Source organism: Nocardia yamanashiensis (assembly GCF_021183565.1).
Lineage (GTDB): Bacteria > Actinomycetota > Actinomycetes > Mycobacteriales > Mycobacteriaceae > Nocardia > Nocardia yamanashiensis.
Window position 1 is genome coordinate 4,730,809 of sequence record NZ_CP089226.1, and the last position, 16,442, is coordinate 4,747,250.

Sequence of the window (16,442 nt, forward strand, 5' to 3'; positions counted from 1 at the left end):
CGCTTGCCGTTTGATGCATCACAGCTATTTGTCACGACACGCTTTAGGTAAGCCTTGCCAAATCTTCTAGATGGGAATACCTTTCCCCACCGGGCCTGAAAACACCACGTCACCTCCCAGTCAGGAAGGTACTCCCCTTGGTGAAAAGCGTTCTCTCCGAACGTAAGACGCTTCACCCCACGGAACTCGAACGACGCGACCTGCCGGAATCCGCCGCGCGCGCGGTGCGCTATCTCGCGGCTGAGATTGCCGCCACACTGACGCCCGATCCCGAGACAACCGCCACGCTCGCCGATCCGATCCTGCTCGGCCACATCGACGCCCGCTACGGCCGGCTCCCCGACGCGGTGCACGAGGCCATGCGCCCGCCCGCCACCGACGCGGGTGTCACGGTGATCGGCCGGCTACCGCTGGGCGACGCCGAACTCGGGCAGACGCCGCACGATTGGCGGGAGGCCGCCGCCTGGGCCGGTGATCCCGAACGCCGCGCCGCCTCCTTCGAACTCGATATCGCCATGCTGCTGCTGGCGCGTTGCGCGGGCGAGCCTTTCGGCTGGCAGGGCCAGCAGGGCGGGCGGCTGGTGAACAATATTCTGCCGACGCCGGGCCACGAGCACGAGCAGTCGGGGGCGTCGAGTACGACGCTGCTGAGTCCGCACACCGAGGACGCCTTTCATCCGGGCCGGGCCAATCTGCTGATGCTGGGCTGCCTGCGGAATCCGGACGGGGTGGGGACCACGGTCTCGTGCGTGCGCCGCGCCGAACTCGATGGGGCGCAACGCGAACGGCTCGGGCAGGCCGCGCTGCCGATCCTGCCGGACGTGTCCTACGGCAGCGATTTTCCCGCCGCGCACACCCCGGCGGTGGTGACCTTGCACGAGGAGAACGGCCAGGCCACACTGCGTTTCGATCCGGCGTATACCCCACTCGACGATGCCGACGCCGAATTCCGGGCCGCCTACGACCGGCTCGCCGCGGAGCTCGAAAGGGTCTGTGTGACGGCCGCTTTGACCCCCGGCGAGATCCTGCTGGTGGACAATGACGTGGTGGTGCACGGACGGGTGCCGTTCACGCCCCGCTACGACGGCACCGACCGCTGGCTCAAGCGGGTCAATATCCGGCTGCCACAGCGCCAGCGCGCCGCCTACGAGGCCGCCGAGGACGGCTACGGGCAGTGCGTGGTGGCTCCGTTCCGCACTAGTCGAGGACCCGCGAAGTGAACAGCAGACCCACCCCGCTACGTGTGCTCAGCCGTAGCGACCTAGCCGACGTCCCGATCGCCCCGGCCGAGGTGGTGCGCGCCGTCGAGGAGGCGTATCTGGCCCTGGCATCGGGAGATTCGGACAATCCACGCAAGCTCAGCGTCGCCCATCCGGAGGGCTGGTCGGTCGCCTACGCCATGCTCGGCCGCGACGGCCGGCGCCGGGTGGTGGCCATGAAGACCTCCTACAAGTTCGATCCGCATCACGATCGCAGCACCAAGCGCTACTACACGACGATCACGCTCTACGACGACGCCACCGGCATGCCCATCGCCATGATGGACTGCTCGCGCATCGGCGCCCTGCGCACGCCCGCGGTCTCCGCGCTGCTGGTCCGCGAGACCGCGCGTCCGGGCGCCCGCAGCGTGCTGCTGATCGGCACCGGCACCCAGGGCCGCAACGCCCTCCCCCATCTGCTGGCGGCCAACCCGCACCTGAACCGCCTGATGCTCTACGGCACCCATCCCGAGGGCCTGGAGTCGGTGTATCGCCAACTGCTGCACCATCATCCGCAAGCCGAGCTGGAGATCGTAAGCGATCCGGTGGCCGCCGCCCGCACCGCCGACGTGGTGTTGGCCACCGCCGGCCCGGGCACCAAGGTGGCCCTGGACGCCAAGGATCTCGCTCCCGGCGCGACGGTGGTGCTGGTCGGATACGGTCTAGCCCCCTCGACACTGACCGAGGCCGATCGCGTCATCGCGACCAGCGCCGAGCAGATGTCGCTCACCGGAACCGATATGGCCGGTCCGGACGGCCGGCTACGCCGGGTCGATGCCGAACTCCCGCAAATTCTCGCGCGTCGCGCGGTGGGACGTATTACCGACGGGGAACGCATTTTCGTGTACAACAGTGGCCTGGTGCTCACCGATATCGCGGTCGCGCACGCACTGGCCGAGCGCGCGATCGCGGAGGGCCGGGGGACAGAGGTGCCGCTGTGGGACTGAGAAATACCCGATTCGCAGACGAGAGGGGACAGTTCTGACGACCGCCGCGAAAACCTTGGACTTTTCACCCGATTCATCCGAAATCACCGCTTTGCCGATGCCGGCCCATCGTGACGAATGGGAACAGCGACTGCTCGCGGACCGGAAAATGCTCGAGGTCTTCGCCACCGCGATCGGCGGGCCGTTCCACGTCATGTATCCCGCCCGGGTGGTCCGCAATATCCGGGCATTCCAGGCGGTGTTCCAGCGCACCGGCGTCCCCGGCACCATCTACTACGGCAAGAAGGCCAACAAGGCCGCGTGCGTGGTGGCGGCCTGCGTGCAAGCCGGTGCGGGCGTTGATGTTTCCAGCCTCGGGGAGCTGGAGGCCGCGCTGGCCGGCGGGGTGCGCGGCGCCGATCTGGTCGTCACCGGACCGGCCAAATCCGAGGAACTGCTGGGCGCGGCGGTGCGGCGCGATGCCCTCGTCGCCGTCGACGCGCCGGACGAGCTGGACCGGCTGGCGGGCACCGGCGCGCGGGTGCTGCTGCGGGTGCTGCCGCCGCATTCCGACAGCCGTTTCGGCCTCACCGCCGGCGAGGTCGAGCAGGCGCTCGCCACCCTCGACCGCGACGCGATTCGCTTGGAAGGCTTCAGCTTTCACCTCGGCGGCTACGAGGCCGCGCCGCGCGCCGAGCTGGCGCTGCGCCTGATCGAATACTGCCGCGAGGCGCGGTATCTGGGGCATCCGGCCGACACCATCTCCATCGGCGGCGGCTTCGGCGTGGACTACGTGCCCGCCGAGCACTGGCGGTCCTTCCTGCGCGGCCTGAATCCGCTGTGGTTCCACCGGGATCGGGCGCCGAAGCCGGAATCCTTCTACCCCTATCACTGCCCCGCCCCGGGTCCGGCCATGCTGGAAACCATTCTGGCGCACCGGCAACTGGGCGCCCGGCTGCGCGCCGCCGATATCCGGCTGGCCATCGAGCCCGGCCGCGCCCTGGTGGATCGCGCGGGCAGCACGGTTTTCGCGGTGCAGGGCGTCAAAACCCGTACCGCACACGGTCATCCGTATTCCATCCTGACCGTGAACGGCTCCAGCCTGAGCCTGTCGGAGCAGTGGTTCGACACCGAATACCTGCCCGATCCGGCGCTGTGGCCACCTCGCCCGGGCCGCGTCACCCCCGCCTGTGTCGGCGGGGCCAGCTGCCTGGAGGACGACATGATCAGCTGGCGGCGCATTCCGCTCCCCCGCGCCGCCCGTCCGGGCGATCTGCTGATTTACCCGAATACCGCCGGTTATCAGATGGACAGCAACGAATCGACGTTTCACGAATTGCCGATTCCCCCCAAGGTCGTCCTGCGTGACGCCGAGGGTGCAAAATTCGATTGGACCCTCGACGGGACAACGGCGCTCCGCTGACCGGCCGCACCAACTCATCCGCGCACATTTCACCCGCAAGGAGATACGGACATGCAGGTTGTCACCACCCGCGTGACAGACCTCATCGGGCAGACGCCGCTATTCGAGCTGGCCGCCACCGAAACCGGTACGCGATTGTTCCTCAAGCTCGAACATATGAATCCCACCGGGACGGCGAAAATTCGAATGGCCCGCGCCATGGTGGACGACGCCGAACGCCGCGGCCTGCTGGCAACCGGCGGGCATATCATCGAGTCCACTTCCGGAAATACCGGACTCGGACTGGCGGTTGTGGCGGCCGAACGCGGGTATCGCTTCACCGCGGTCGTCGATCACCACGCCTGCAAGGACAAACTGCGAGCAATGAAAGCCATGGGCGCACAGCTGGTCTACGTCGATGACGGCGGCGACTCCGACAGCCTGGCGACCTCGGCCCGCGAGGATCTGGCCGAACGGCTGGCCCGCGAGGAGTGCGCGGCGGCGCGCGCGGCCGGGCGCACCCCCAATACCTACTTCACCGAACAGCACAACAACGACGCCAACGCGCTGGGCTACTACGCGCTGGCGGACGAACTGCTGGAGACGCTGGGCTGCGTGGACGTGCTCATCTCCGCGGTCGGCACCGGCGGATCCATGTTCGGGACGGCCCGGCGGCTGCGCGATCTGGGGCACGAACCGCTGCTGTACGGAGTGGAACCGGTGGGCTCCATCGCCTTCGGCGGTCCGGCCGGGCCGTACTGGCAGTCCGGCACCGGTACGCCCGAGGGCGCGGATCCGGGCAAGATCGTGGCCGAGGATCTGGGGCTGCTCAAGGAGGGCGTCAAGGTCTCCGATGTGGACGCCTTCGCCGCGGCCCGGGTGGTGGCCGCGAAACTCGGCCTGATGATCGGCGGCTCGGCGGGCGGCTCGGTGTGCGCGGCGCTGGAGCGCATGGACGAATTCCCGGCCGGGTCGACCGTGGTCAGCATCGTCTGCGACGGCGGCGAGAAGTACCTCGACACCGTCTTCGACGACGACTGGATGAGCGATCGCGATCTGATCGACGCCGATACCGAGAGCCGGATCGCCGCGCTGCTGGATCGCTACCGGCCGCGGCACCGGAACCAGCCGCACCGGCCGTCCTACGCCCACACCATTCTCGTGCCCGCCGGACAGCAGGACGGGGTCGTGGCCGAATGAACCTCGGCCTCCGGCAGTCCGACGGGCGCCAGCTCACCGCGCTGGCCACGCCCATCGCGCTGACGCAGCTCGCGCAGGTGGCGGTGTCGACCACCAATATCGCGCTGATGGGCACGCTCGGCGTGCGGCAGGTGGCGGCGGGCGGGCTGGCGCTGGTGCTGTTCAACCAGATTCGCACCATGTGCGTCGGATTGATCACCGGCACCGGCAATCAGGTGGCGACGGTGGTCAGCCGCGCCGAGAAGCGCGGGCGCACCGCCGACGCCGAGGTGCGGGAGGTGGTGCGCTCGAGTTTCCTGATCGCCACCTTCGCCGGAATCGTCGGCGGCGCACTGCTGATCGGCCTGGGCTGGGCGCTGCGCTGGCTCGGGCAGGACGCCGCGGTGCTGGCCGAGGCCCGGCCCATGATGGTGGCGCTCGCCCCGGGCCTGCTGCCCTGCCTGTGGTTCCAGGTGCTGCGCCAGTACACCGTCGGTATGCAGCGCCCGCAGGCGCTGCTGCTGGTGACGCTGGGTTCGGTGGCGCTGAACGTGGTGCTCGCGCTGGCGCTCATGCACGGCTGGTTCTTCCTGCCCGAACTCGGCCTGACCGGTATCGGCGTGGCCACCTCGCTGGTCTTCCTGATCACCTTCGGGGTGTTCTGGGCGATGGTGCGCCGGGACGCGAAACTCGGCGCGACGCTGCCGATCCGGATGTGGCCGGTACACGCCGGAACGGTGAAAGCCGAACTGCGCCTGGGCTTTCCCATCGCGCTCACCTACGGCTCCGAGGCCGGCATGTTCTCGGTGCTGGCACTGGTCATGGGCAGTATCGGGGCCGCCGCGCTGGCCGCGCACAATGTCGTCTACCAGATCGTCTACATCGTTTTCCAAGTGGCGATCGGACTTTCGCACGGCGCGTCCATCCTGGTCAGCAAGGCGGTCGCGAAAGACGAGTTCCCGCATGCCCGTTCGGTGGCGTGGCTGGCGCTGCGCTACGCGGCGGCGGTGGCGGCGCTCACCGGCATCGTCTACGTGGCGGCCCCGGACTGGGTGCTGCGGCCGTTCCTGGACGACACCGACGCCGATACCGTCGCGCTGGCGCACACGCTGCTGCTCATCGCCATCGTGCTGCAGTTCTTCGACGCCGCCCAGAACATCGGCGTCGGCCTGCTGCGCGGCTTGAAGGACACCAAGGCCGGGTTCCGGTTGTCCCTGGTCGGGTACTGGGCTGTGGGATTGCCCACCGCATTGCTACTTGCGTTTCCGGCGCATCTGGGTGCGGCCGGGGTGTGGTGGGGCTTGACCGCGGGGCTCGCCACCACCGCTGTGCTGATGCTGCGCCGCTACTTCACCCTGTTGCACGAACGTGAGCAGGAACATCCGCGGGTGCTGGCCGGTAGCCTCGGGCATTGAGCCGACACGTAAAACTCACCTTCTCGCAAGCATGCCGTCACTGGCCACGGGCACGCTGGAAGAAAGGGCTTCGCTATTCTGGCGAACTGAATCGGCAAGCCAGAGGCGCACACCCAGAGCCGGGGAGGATCCGTGCACATCTCGAGAGTCGCCGAGTACCCGAAGGCCGACCACGTGCTGTTCCATTTCAGCGACACCCACCTGATCGCGCCGGACGAAGACCTGTACGGCGATGTGGACGCCGTGGCGCGGTTGCGGGACCTGCTGGGGCAGGCCGAGCACAGCGGGATCCGGCCGACGGCCATCGTCTTCACCGGTGATCTCACCGATCGCGGCGAGCCCGGCGCGTACCGCAAGCTGCGGGAGCTGGTGGAGCCGTGGGCCGCCCGCATCGGCGCGCCGCTGGTGTGGGTGGCGGGCAATCACGACAATCGCGCCGAGCTACGCCAGCATCTGCTCGACGAAAAGCGTGCTGTCACACCGCTGGACAGCGTGCACATGTTCGACGGGCTGCGGGTCGTCGCGCTCGACACCACGGTGCCCGGGCAGCATTGGGGCGCGGTCACCGACAAGCAGCTGGAATGGCTGCGCGACGTGCTGGCCGAACCGGCGCCCTTCGGCACCGTGCTGGCCATGCACCATCCGCCCATCCCGTGCGTGCTGGATCTGGCGGTCACCGTGGAGCTGCGCGATCAGCGCCGGCTGGCCGATGTGCTGGACGGCACCGATGTGCGCGCGATTCTGGCCGGGCACCTGCACTTCTCCACCAGCGCCACCTTCGCCGGCATCCCGGTCTCGGTCGCCTCGGCCACCTGCTACACCCAGGATCTGGCCGTGGAGACCGGCGGCCTGCGCGGGCGCGACGGGGCGCAGGGCTTCAACTACGTGCACATCTACCCGGACACCATCGTGCATTCGGTGGTGCCGATCGGGGCCGGTCCGACGGTCGGCGAACCGGCCACGCCCGAGCAGGCGGCCAAGCGGCTCGCCGACGCCGGGATCGTGATCCCGCCCGCCGGCGGCATTCCGCACGTGCTGCGCCGCCGCGCCGCCGCCACCGAAGCCGACGGCGAGACCGTCGGCTAGCGGTTCCGGCCGGCGCGGTGAATCCCGTTCAGGCCGCGCCGGATTCGAAGGCGGCGAGGCCACCCGCGACGGTGTCGGGCTTCTCCCACGGCGCCGGTTCCGGGAAATAGGTCTCCAGGAACTCCGACACCGCGCGCACCCGTTCCACCTCGGGGACTTCCGGGAAACTGCCGTCGTTGAGGCAGAAGAAGTCCACATTGCGGCGCTTGGCGAGCCCGTCGAGATGCGCCAGGCCGGTGTAGAGCGTGGTGTCCACGTACCGCACCTTGGCCGCCTCCTGCGGCACCGCGCGGCCGGTGAGCAGCGCGTAGTAGTGATACAGCGAATTGGTCACCGAGATATCGGTGGCGGCGCGGAAACGGCTGGCGCGAGTGCGGGCGAAATCCTCCGGGAATGCCGCCTCCATCTCGTGCAGCACGCTGCGCCGCAACGGCACCGGGGTGTGCTCCAGATGCCGGATGATGATGTGGCCGAAGCGATCCGCCAGCAGGCGGCGGTTCACCCGGGCCGCGTTCTCGAAACCGCTGCGCCGTTCGTTGTTGGCGCCCGGGCCGATTCGGGTGCCCGCCTCGATATAGCGGCTGATCCCGGCCGGGGTGAAGAACATCGACGGCCGCACCGGGCGGGCGAAGAACATATCGTCGTTGGAGTACAGGAAATGCTCCGACAGGCCCTCGATGTGCTGCAGCTGGCATTCCACCGCATGGGAATTGAAGACCGGCAGCGCGGACAGATCGGAGAAGTGATCCGCCGCGCGCACGATGGTCACCTTCGGATCCTCGGCCAGCCAGTCCGGCACCCGGGAATCGGTGCAGATGAAGATGCGGCGGATCCACGGCGCGTTCTTGTGCACCGAACGCAACGCGTACCGCAGTTCGTCGATCTGCCGGATGCGGGCATCGGCGTCATCGCCCTCCCCGACCACCACTTGCGCGAGCATTCCCGCACGGCGCGCGCGGAATTCGGGATCGGTGCCGTCCACCCAGGAGAACACCAGATCGATATCGAAGCCGACATCGGTGGGATGCGGCGCGAACATGCCGGCCAGGGTGGGCCAGCCGACGTCGTAGAGCAGCACCGTGGTGTGCTCGACATCGGCGACGTCGAAGACATTGCGGGTCAACGCGTTCGGCCGCGGGCATTCCACGGTGTCGCCGTGGTGATCCCACAGTTCGAGCTCCACGTGATGCGCCGGATCCAGGTCACGACCCAGCCGGAACACATTGTGCTGCTTCTCGTTACAGGAGAAGCCCGCCACCATCGCCGCGCCCAGCACCCGGCGCAGGGCGGCGCGATGCGTACTGTCGACCGCCAGCACCAGCCGATGATCGGCATCGCGGACCAGCAGGAAGGACACCTCGGCCGCGGTCAATTCGGCTCGCAGATAACGCAAGTCGTCGATCACCGCCGCCGACACCACCAGATTCGCCACCGTGGCACTCGACACCATCTCCACCGCACCCGGTACCGGCTGCTGCCCCGAACCCATATCCACCATCACCGTCTCCGCTCTGTTGTTGCGCTGCTACACCTCACGACCGATCACCACGTGGCCGCGGCCCGCGCCGGTCCCGGAAGACCCGGAACCGGCGCTCGCCACGAAACCCGGTGTGCGCATTCAGAAGAACGGTGCGGAGAGCGTGACGCCCGAGGTAGCGGGCAACTGATCTGGATCGGTCCGGAACATCATTCGGGTTCACCTCTCTCACTCGATGGACGCGGGCGCGTCACCTTCGCATTGCTGGTTTGCGTTCGTCTCCGCCGAGAACTGGACGGACGATCTTCACCGGGCGGTCATCGGCCGGTTACTCGCAAGGCCCCGACTGGACGGGGGACTGTAACGAATGATGCAGCCGTTATCGCTTCTCGTCAATCCATTACCCCGCAGGTCCGGCCGTGTTTTCACACTCGTAACCGGCGAGTCGCGCCGGACGCGCCTGGCAGCCACTCGATTCGGACCCCAGCACGGTACGGCGGCAACGACATACACTCGTGACAGCACAGTCCAGCCCGCTGTGCGAAACCGATGGTGAGGTGACGCGGATGGTAGCCGAAGCGCGGGAACGTCAGGAGCCCTCGACGCATATGCACCCGGACCACCCCGAACTCGACACCCTGCCGGAGTGGCCCCAGGACACCATCGCGGTGCTGGTGACCACCGATCCGGCGCCGCACGCGATTCCGGTCTCGTGGCCGGTGCGCGCGGGTGACCGGCGGGTGCTGCTCAGCTTGAAATCCGATCGCGGGTCACTGGCCCGGCTGCGGGAGCGGCCGGAGGTGGCGCTGTTGATTCTCGGCGGCGGGAACGTGGCCCTGTGCGCGCGCGGCCGGGCGCGGGTGCTCGCCGATCCGATGCCCGGGACCGCGGACTACGCGGCGGTCGCCATCGACGTGGAGGTGATCGACGATCACCGGCAGTCCGCGTTCGCGGTACTCACCGGCATTCAGCGCACGGTGCTCGACCCCGCCGAACTGAAGTACCTGGAATCGCGGGTGGCGACGCTGCAGGAAATGGCGGCCGGACGGCGTAATTGAACGTGCGCGAGGGGTCCCCGCATCGACCATAATCGGGTGGGGATGCGGTGTGACGGCACCGCGGGGAAGGAGAACTGTGAGCGTCAGTCTGGCCAAGGGCGGAAATGTTTCGCTGTCCAAGCAGGCCCCCAATCTGACCAAGGTCGCGGTCGGCCTGGGCTGGGATGTGCGGACCACCACCGGGGCGGATTACGACCTGGACGCGAGCGCGCTGGCCTGTGGAGCGAATATGCGGGTGCTGTCGGACGCGCATTTCGTGTTCTACAACAACCTGCGCTCGCCGGAAGGCACCATCGAGCACACCGGTGACAATCTCACCGGCGCGGGCGAGGGCGACGACGAGACCATCAATGTCGATCTCGCGGGTATGCCGCCGCACATCACGAATATCTTCTTCCCGGTCTCGATTCACGAGGCCGAGATCCGGCGGCAGTCCTTCGGCCAGATCCGCAATGCCTACATTCGCGTGGTCGACGCCATGACGGGCGCCGAGCTGGCGCGGTTCGATCTCACCGAGGACGCCTCCACCGAGACCGCCATGGTGTTCGGGGAGCTGTACCGGCACGGCAACGAGTGGAAGTTCCGGGCCATCGGGCAGGGGTACGCGTCCGGGCTGGCGGGGATCGCCCGCGACTACGGGGTCAACGTCTGAGAGCCGGCGTGACATCGCCGAGCGGCGGCGCGGGCAGGGTCCGCGCCGCCGCTGCTCATTGCGGACCGGCCGGCGATCCGGAGCACCCCTCGAGCCCCAGTACCGCGTTGCGTACGAATGCCTTTCGGGTGGTCGGGGACAGACTTGTACTCACGGTAGCGACCGAACGCAACGACCGAATCCGCCGAATTACTCATCCGCTACTCATCGCAATCCGGTGACCCAGGCGGCGATTCGGCTGCGGCTGCCGAAACCGAGTTTGGTGAGAATGTGCTGCACATGGTTCTGGGCCGTGCGTTCGGAGATCACCAGTTCGCGGGCGATGGCGCGGTTGGTCGCGCCCGCCGCCACCAGCACCGCCACCTGCCACTCTCGTTCCGACAGTGGGGCCGCCGCGGGCGGGGGCGCGTCGGCGGCGCGCAGCCGCGCCACCGGTTGCGGCGGTTCCAGGACGGCGCACAGGCGTTCGGCCCACGGGATCATGCCGAGAGCGTGGGCGGCGCTGACCGCCGGTTCGGCGAAAGCCGTTGCGGCCGTGTGGTCTCCGGACCCGCGGGCGACCTCGGCTTGCAGGCAGGCGATCTCGACGGCGTAACCGGCCGCGCCGCTGCCGACGCAGGCCGTCGCGGCGGCGGTGAGTTCGGCGGCGGCCTTGTCCCCTTCGCCGAGCGCGATGGCGCAGACGGCGAGGGTCAATTCGACCGGCCCGAGACTGCCCGCGGTGCAGGTGATGTGGCGGCCGCGCCACGGGCTCAGCCGGCCGTGAAAGAAACGGACGGCATCGAGATCGCCGATCGCGGCGGCGATCCGGGCGCCGACGGCGTAGTAGGCCAGCCGGAGATCATCCGGAACATCCCACGCGGCAGGCGGTCCCGCGCGGCGGAACAGATGCTCGGCCACCTCGACGCGACCCTGATCGGCGGCGATCCAGGCGGGTGCGAGCAGTACGAACAACTCCGCCCGCACCTCGCCTTCGGCCCGGGTCAGCAACTCCCCCACGAACTCCGGCCGATGCCCATAATGATGACCCACCATCGTCAGCAGCCCCGCATAGGCGAGCACCCGCGGATACCCACCGGGTTCCAGCGTCTCGAACGCCTCCCTCCCGAGCCGCAGCGCCGCCTCGAATTCCCCACGCGCCTGCGCCATCCCGGCCCGCGCCCGCAGCAACTGCCACCGCGCCACCGGCCCGCCCACTCGTTCCACACACCACCCCATCCGGATGATCTCCCGATCCATCCGATCCAGCCGCCCCCGCTGCCCGTACACCTCCACCGCCCATAATCGCCCCCGCAACTCCACCTCCGGCCGATGCTCCGCCACCCCGATCTCGATCAACCGCCCCGCCAGCCGCGCCCCCTCCTCCACGAACTCCGGTCCCCCACAGGCACACTGCCGCGACCGCAGCGCATCCACCACCGCCTCGCCCCCAGCCCGATCCGCCGCGATCAACGCCGCCGCCGACATCACCTCCGCATCCCCGCCCGCCCCGCAATAGACCGCCGCCTCGGTCCGCCGCGCCACCAACCGCGCCCGCAACTCCCCTATCGTCGGTCGATCGTCACTGGCTGCGAGCACTTCCACCATCGACGTGCGATCCGGACCGGACAGCGGGAGGGCGGCGAGGGCGGCATCACACCAGTCTCGAAGGTCGCGGTCCCAGTCCAGGCGGCCGATCGGTTCCAGGGTGAGGGCGGCGGTCGCCAGGAGCAGCGGGTCGCCGGCGCGACGGGCGGCGAGAACGACATCGCGGCAGCATTGGCGGGCGGCAGGGAGCCGGCCGGCTCGGAACGCGGCGTCGGCCTTCGCCAGGGCCAGGTGACCGCGCGCGGTGAGCGGCAGGGATTCCGCGGCGGTCGCCGAGGCCAGGTCGTACAGGCGTTGCGCTTCGTCGAAATCGAGTTGCGACAGAGCGTATTCGGCGGCGCGGGTGCACCAGGCAACGGCGGTCGGGCGGTCGCCCGTCACCGCCACCGTCGACCAATGGTGGGCCAGTTCGGCGAGGTGGGCGTCCAGGCAGTCCCGGTACAGCGCTTCGATCGCCACCGCGGCGCGGTGATGGAGTTCGGTGCGGCGGTGCAGCGACAGGCCGGACATCAGGACCGAACGCACCAGACCGTGCACGAATTCGACGCGGCCCGGCGGCGCGGTCTCGGCCAGCACACCGGCGTGGACCGCTTCATCCACCTCGGGCAGGCATTGCGCCGGGGTCCGCTCGACCAGTCGCGCCGCCACCGCCAGGTCGAACTCCTGGCCGAGAATCGCTGCGGCGCGCAGGAATTCCTGGGTCGCCGGGGACAGTATCGAGATGCGGACGGTCACGATATCGGTCAGGCGGGGCGGAACGTCGAGGCCGGCGGTCTCGGAGATCTCGTCGTCGCCGGGGCGCAGCGGCGGATCCTGTTCGAGGGCGGCGGGCACCGTGAAGGTGAACGGCGCCGGGTCGCTGCGGCGGGACGCGTGCGGTTCCGAAGTGAGCTGCGGGAGCATCGGATTCGGGGTGGGATGGCGCAGGCCGCGGGCGAGTTCGCGGATGTAGAAGGGGTTTCCGGCGGTGAGCGCGTGGGCTTGCCGCACGAGCGGCACGGGTAGTTCGCGGCCCGATTCGCGGCGCAGGTAGGCGGCGGTGTCGGGGTGTGAGAGTCCTTGCAGCAGGACCGTTTCGACATCGGCTTCGGGGAGCAGGCGGGGGCGGACGGCGCGCCAGCCGGGTAATACCGTGTCGGCGGCGGTGCGTTCGGCGGCGCAGATCAGCAGGCGATGGCGGCGCAGCGAGCGGACCAGGTGCAGCAGCGCGTCCAGGGAGGGTTCGTCGGCCCATTGGATGTCGTCGACGATGAGCAGCGCGCCGTGCGCGGCGGTGAGCTCGTCCAGCCAGGCGGCGATGCGCTCGAAGAGCAGGGCGCGCTCGGCGGCGTCACCGGCTTCGGAAAGCGTGTCGGCCACGCCGGATTCGCCCATCATCTGCCGCCACAACCAGAACGGCGGGGAATCGTGGAGTTCGACCGAGCGCGCCCACAGCACCGGGACCGCGGCATCGGCGGCCTCGCGGGCCAGTGCGCCGAGCAGCCGGGTCTTGCCGATGCCCGCTTCCCCCGAGCACAGCACCATGCGAGAGCGCCCGGCCAGCGCCGCCGCGAGTTCGACCCGCAGCAGCCCGAGTTCCGCGTCCCGGCCGATCAATTCACCCTCGCCGGACATGGCGGAAGGGGTGGGAGTGACGCGGGACACATGGTCTGGGCACAACCTGCTAATCAGCGCCGATGCCGCCGGTGTTAGCCGCTCCCGCAAAGTCGACCGGAATGTCCGGTACGTGAAAGTCAGTGCTGTTGTTTGATCTTCGCCGCGATTTTGTCGGCGATGATCGCGGCGGTGCGGGCGTCCGCGGTGGCGCAGCTGGCCGTCTCGATCACCGCATTGCCCACCGTGCGAATGGTGTTCGAGCAGAACCATTTGTTCGACTTCGAGGTCAGCACCCAGTCCACCGACACCGCCGACGGATCGGAATTGTGCTGGATCGCCGTCACCCGCGTGGTGTTGGACTTACCGGTCTCGGTCGAGGTGTTGGTGACATCGCTGTCCTTGCAACTCGCCAGGAAAGCGCGATACTTCGCCACCAGATCCTCGGCCACCACGAAATTCTTGTAGGTGGTGACGGCCTGGAAAATATTGTGGTCGTAGTCGTCCCCCGGTTCCTGATACGACCGCAGCCGGTACCCGGTCCAGGTGTCGCCGTAGCTGCGCTTGTCCCCGCTGTAGAGCAGCGAACCGCAGTCCGGCGGACTGTAGGTGTACTTCGGGACGGTCGGCACCGTGTTCTCGAATTTCTGCACCAGCTTGCTCGACGCCACGATCTTGCCCGTCTCGTCGGGCGTCAGCAGCATGTCCGGGATCTTGTCCGCGGTCAGCTTCGGCAGCTTCACCACCGCCGGATCCGGTGCCGCCGTACCGTTCACGACCCCGCCGCAACCGGTCACCAGAAACAGCAGCGCCAGCCCCATGGCGATACCGCGCCCCCGCATATGCCCTCCTCGCGCCGCGGTCAACCCGAGCATAGCGGCGAACGGGTCGAGCGGCCGAACGTCCGGTGCGGACAGGTCCGGCATCCGGCGCGCCGGGCGTTTCAGGCGATGCGCTCCCGCATCCACTGCGGGATCTCGTCTCCGGCGCGCGGGAAGGCGGCCAGTTCGCGGCGGCACTGATCCGGTTCCGGGACCGGCACCCACTCCGGAATCTCCTTGCGCGACAACTGGAATTGCACGCCGTCGGCATCGACCTTGGTGGCCACCCGGCCGCTCAGCCAGGTGCCGGTCATCTGGTCGTAGGACAGCTCCTTGTGCCGGCCCAGCAGGGCCAGCAGCTCCTCGGCCAGCACCATGTCCTCGTCGGTCTCGTCGGCCAGCTTCACATTGCGCACCGATTCGTCGGCCAGCTGCACCTGGATGCCGGCGTGCCCCTCCTCGCCGACCAGCACGAACCACAGCACCGCGAACGCCCAGCCGGGCGGGAGCATATCGGTGAGCACGCCGACCAGCGCGGCCTCGACCATCTCCAGATCGGCGGACAGGTCGCCGGAGCGCGCCATCGGGGCCTCGTCGCCGTCGGCCAGCACCAGCGGCGGATAGTGCGCCACCATGGCCTCGACCGCCTCGGCCACCGGCACGGGTAGTCGCTCGGGCAGGATGTACAGCGGGCGATCCGGATCGCGGCGTTTGCGCACATCGCCCAAAGCCACTACCCGGGACCGGAATTCGATGGGATCGCGCAGGATCACCTCGGCGAAACGCTCCTCGTGGCCGCCGCGCCGCAACCGCCCCACCCGCAACCGCAGCCGCTCCACCTCGTGCCAGCCGACATGCGGAAATCCCCGATAGGTGAAGCCCGCGTCGGTGATCACCAAGGTCGGCTGCGGTCTGAACAGCTCGTGCAGCATGCCGTACACGCCGAAACCGAAGAGCGCCACGGTCACCAGCCCGCCCAGCCGCATCGCCGGATGCTCGGCGCTGTCCAGCACGACCGGCAACGGCAGGACGGTCAGCACCAGGAAGAACAGCAGCGCGCCGACGGTACCCGCCCGGGACGGGTAGAACTCGGTGACAGATCCACGCTCCTCGTCACTCACCCCAGTGACGCTAGCTGCTCCGCCTCCCCGGGACTAGAGCGCCCGGCCAAGTGCCGCTAACTCTTCGCAACGCGTGCAGGCGGCCAGGAGCCGAAACCATTTTGGGCGTACCCGGGGAGTTACCCCGATTCCCGCGAGATCAGTTGTCACCTTGGGCTGGGCCTTTCGGCCAATATTCGACCCAATCCTCGGCGGTGAGGGGGGCGCGTTCGCCGCGGGCGGATTCGGCGGCGTCTTCGGCGGTGCGGATGGCGGTGGCGAAGGTGAGGGTGGCTTTGCGGAGGCGTTCTTCGGCGCTGTCGGGGCCGCCGAGTTCCACGGTGCGGAGGGCGGTGGGGATCAGGGTGGCGGGGAGGCCGGCTTTGGCGCTGCGGGAGCGGACCTTCTCGGCGAGGGCCAGGGCGGGCTGGGCCATGGCGATGCCGTCCAGGCAGGAGCGGCGGGCCTTCTCGGCGGATTTGCGGATTTCCCAGGCGGATTCCTGGGCGGCGATCTTCTCCGCCAGAGGCGCGGCGGGGTCGATGGCCTGATCGCTGAGGTGGGGGCTGCGATTGACCAGTTTGGCGACCAGGGCCGCCGCCACGTCGGCGACGGTGAATTCGCCTGCGGCCTCGGCTATCCGGGAGTGGAACAGGACCTGCAGCAGCAGGTCGCCGAGTTCCTCGCGGATGGTGTCGGCGTCGGCCTCCTGGATGGCGTCGAGGAGTTCGTAGGTCTCCTCCAGCAGGTACGGGCGCAGCGAATCGTGGGTCTGGGTGACCTCCCAGCCGCCGAAATTCCACAGCCGGTCCATCACCTCGACCGCTTCGCCGAGCGCCTCGGTCATCCGGGCGGTCCCGAGCGCGGCGGTCATGGCCGCATCGCCG

At 68.8% G+C, this 16,442-nt stretch carries 14 protein-coding genes; 9 read left to right on the top strand and 5 right to left on the bottom strand.

The window, feature by feature from the left end; genetic code table 11:
• Positions 1-140 precede the first annotated feature (140 nt).
• The 6 genes from LTV02_RS22415 to LTV02_RS22440 all read left to right on the top strand — a co-directional run bounded on the left by LTV02_RS22415 (position 141) and on the right by LTV02_RS22440 (position 7,267).
• Positions 141-1,220, top strand: a complete 1,080-nt coding sequence (locus LTV02_RS22415) for a TauD/TfdA family dioxygenase (protein WP_233041665.1) — start codon at positions 141-143, stop codon at positions 1,218-1,220.
• A 23-nt stretch (positions 1,221-1,243) separates the two neighbouring features.
• A complete protein-coding gene (locus tag LTV02_RS22420; protein WP_067710594.1) occupies positions 1,244-2,206 on the top strand; it encodes an ornithine cyclodeaminase in 963 nt (320 codons plus the stop codon).
• A gap of 97 nt (positions 2,207-2,303) precedes the next feature.
• Positions 2,304-3,608, top strand: a complete 1,305-nt coding sequence (locus tag LTV02_RS22425; RefSeq protein WP_233033569.1) for a type III PLP-dependent enzyme domain-containing protein — start codon at positions 2,304-2,306, stop codon at positions 3,606-3,608.
• Positions 3,609-3,659: 51 nt separating this feature from the next.
• Positions 3,660-4,787 carry a PLP-dependent cysteine synthase family protein gene (locus LTV02_RS22430; protein WP_233033570.1) on the top strand — a complete coding sequence of 376 codons (1,128 nt, stop codon included), beginning with the start codon at positions 3,660-3,662 and terminating at the stop codon, positions 4,785-4,787.
• Positions 4,784-6,181 (top strand): MATE family efflux transporter, encoded by a 1,398-nt coding sequence (locus tag LTV02_RS22435; protein ID WP_067710591.1) that lies wholly within the window; start codon positions 4,784-4,786, stop codon positions 6,179-6,181. The genes LTV02_RS22430 and LTV02_RS22435 overlap by 4 nt, the downstream gene beginning before the upstream one ends.
• A 132-nt stretch (positions 6,182-6,313) precedes the next feature.
• Complete coding sequence (locus LTV02_RS22440; protein ID WP_233033571.1) at positions 6,314-7,267, top strand: phosphodiesterase; 954 nt, start codon at positions 6,314-6,316, stop codon at positions 7,265-7,267.
• Between the two features lie 28 nt (positions 7,268-7,295).
• On the opposite strand, the gene LTV02_RS22445 is transcribed toward LTV02_RS22440, so the two are convergent.
• Positions 7,296-8,756 carry a stealth family protein gene (locus LTV02_RS22445; RefSeq protein WP_408639415.1) on the bottom strand — a complete coding sequence of 487 codons (1,461 nt, stop codon included), beginning with the start codon at positions 8,754-8,756 and terminating at the stop codon, positions 7,296-7,298.
• Between LTV02_RS22445 and LTV02_RS22450 the strand changes: the two genes are divergently transcribed.
• The 3 genes from LTV02_RS22450 (at position 8,701) to LTV02_RS22460 (ending at position 10,454) form a co-directional block, all read left to right on the top strand.
• Entirely contained in the window at positions 8,701-8,934 is a 234-nt protein-coding gene (locus LTV02_RS22450) for a hypothetical protein (RefSeq protein WP_233033572.1), read from the top strand. The two genes, LTV02_RS22445 and LTV02_RS22450, sit on opposite strands and share 56 nt — an antisense overlap.
• A 376-nt stretch (positions 8,935-9,310) precedes the next feature.
• Entirely contained in the window at positions 9,311-9,802 is a 492-nt protein-coding gene (locus tag LTV02_RS22455) for a hypothetical protein (protein ID WP_233033573.1), read from the top strand.
• Between the two features lie 76 nt (positions 9,803-9,878).
• Positions 9,879-10,454, top strand: a complete 576-nt coding sequence (locus LTV02_RS22460; RefSeq protein WP_067710588.1) for a TerD family protein — start codon at positions 9,879-9,881, stop codon at positions 10,452-10,454.
• Positions 10,455-10,658: 204 nt separating this feature from the next.
• Here the strand turns inward: LTV02_RS22460 and LTV02_RS22465 are convergent, their stop codons facing one another.
• The 4 genes from LTV02_RS22465 to LTV02_RS22480 form a co-directional block, all read right to left on the bottom strand.
• On the bottom strand, positions 10,659-13,655 hold the full coding sequence (locus LTV02_RS22465) for a helix-turn-helix transcriptional regulator (protein WP_233033574.1): 2,997 nt from the start codon (positions 13,653-13,655) through the stop codon (positions 10,659-10,661).
• Between the two features lie 119 nt (positions 13,656-13,774).
• Positions 13,775-14,476, bottom strand: a complete 702-nt coding sequence (locus LTV02_RS22470) for a sensor domain-containing protein (protein WP_067710586.1) — start codon at positions 14,474-14,476, stop codon at positions 13,775-13,777.
• A 101-nt stretch (positions 14,477-14,577) separates the two neighbouring features.
• On the bottom strand, positions 14,578-15,576 hold the full coding sequence (locus LTV02_RS22475) for a hypothetical protein (protein ID WP_233033576.1): 999 nt from the start codon (positions 15,574-15,576) through the stop codon (positions 14,578-14,580).
• Positions 15,577-15,715: 139 nt separating this feature from the next.
• Positions 15,716-16,429, bottom strand: coding sequence for a MazG family protein (locus LTV02_RS22480; protein WP_408639416.1), 714 nt, complete (start codon positions 16,427-16,429; stop codon positions 15,716-15,718).
• Between the last annotated feature and the right edge of the window lie 13 nt (positions 16,430-16,442).

Excerpts from the sequence above, each read along its gene's own strand:
- LTV02_RS22425 (WP_233033569.1), top strand. The coding sequence starts at position 2,304 with ATGCCGGCCCATCGTGACGAATGGGAACAGCGACTGCTCGCGGACCGG.
- LTV02_RS22465 (WP_233033574.1), bottom strand. The coding sequence starts at position 13,655 with ATGTCCGGCGAGGGTGAATTGATCGGCCGGGACGCGGAACTCGGGCTG.
- LTV02_RS22480 (WP_408639416.1), bottom strand. The coding sequence starts at position 16,429 with ATGACCGCCGCGCTCGGGACCGCCCGGATGACCGAGGCGCTCGGCGAA.
- LTV02_RS22455 (WP_233033573.1), top strand. The coding sequence starts at position 9,311 with ATGGTAGCCGAAGCGCGGGAACGTCAGGAGCCCTCGACGCATATGCAC.
- LTV02_RS22435 (WP_067710591.1), top strand. The coding sequence starts at position 4,784 with ATGAACCTCGGCCTCCGGCAGTCCGACGGGCGCCAGCTCACCGCGCTG.
- LTV02_RS22470 (WP_067710586.1), bottom strand. The coding sequence starts at position 14,476 with ATGCGGGGGCGCGGTATCGCCATGGGGCTGGCGCTGCTGTTTCTGGTG.
- LTV02_RS22430 (WP_233033570.1), top strand. The coding sequence starts at position 3,660 with ATGCAGGTTGTCACCACCCGCGTGACAGACCTCATCGGGCAGACGCCG.
- LTV02_RS22445 (WP_408639415.1), bottom strand. The coding sequence starts at position 8,756 with ATGGGTTCGGGGCAGCAGCCGGTACCGGGTGCGGTGGAGATGGTGTCG.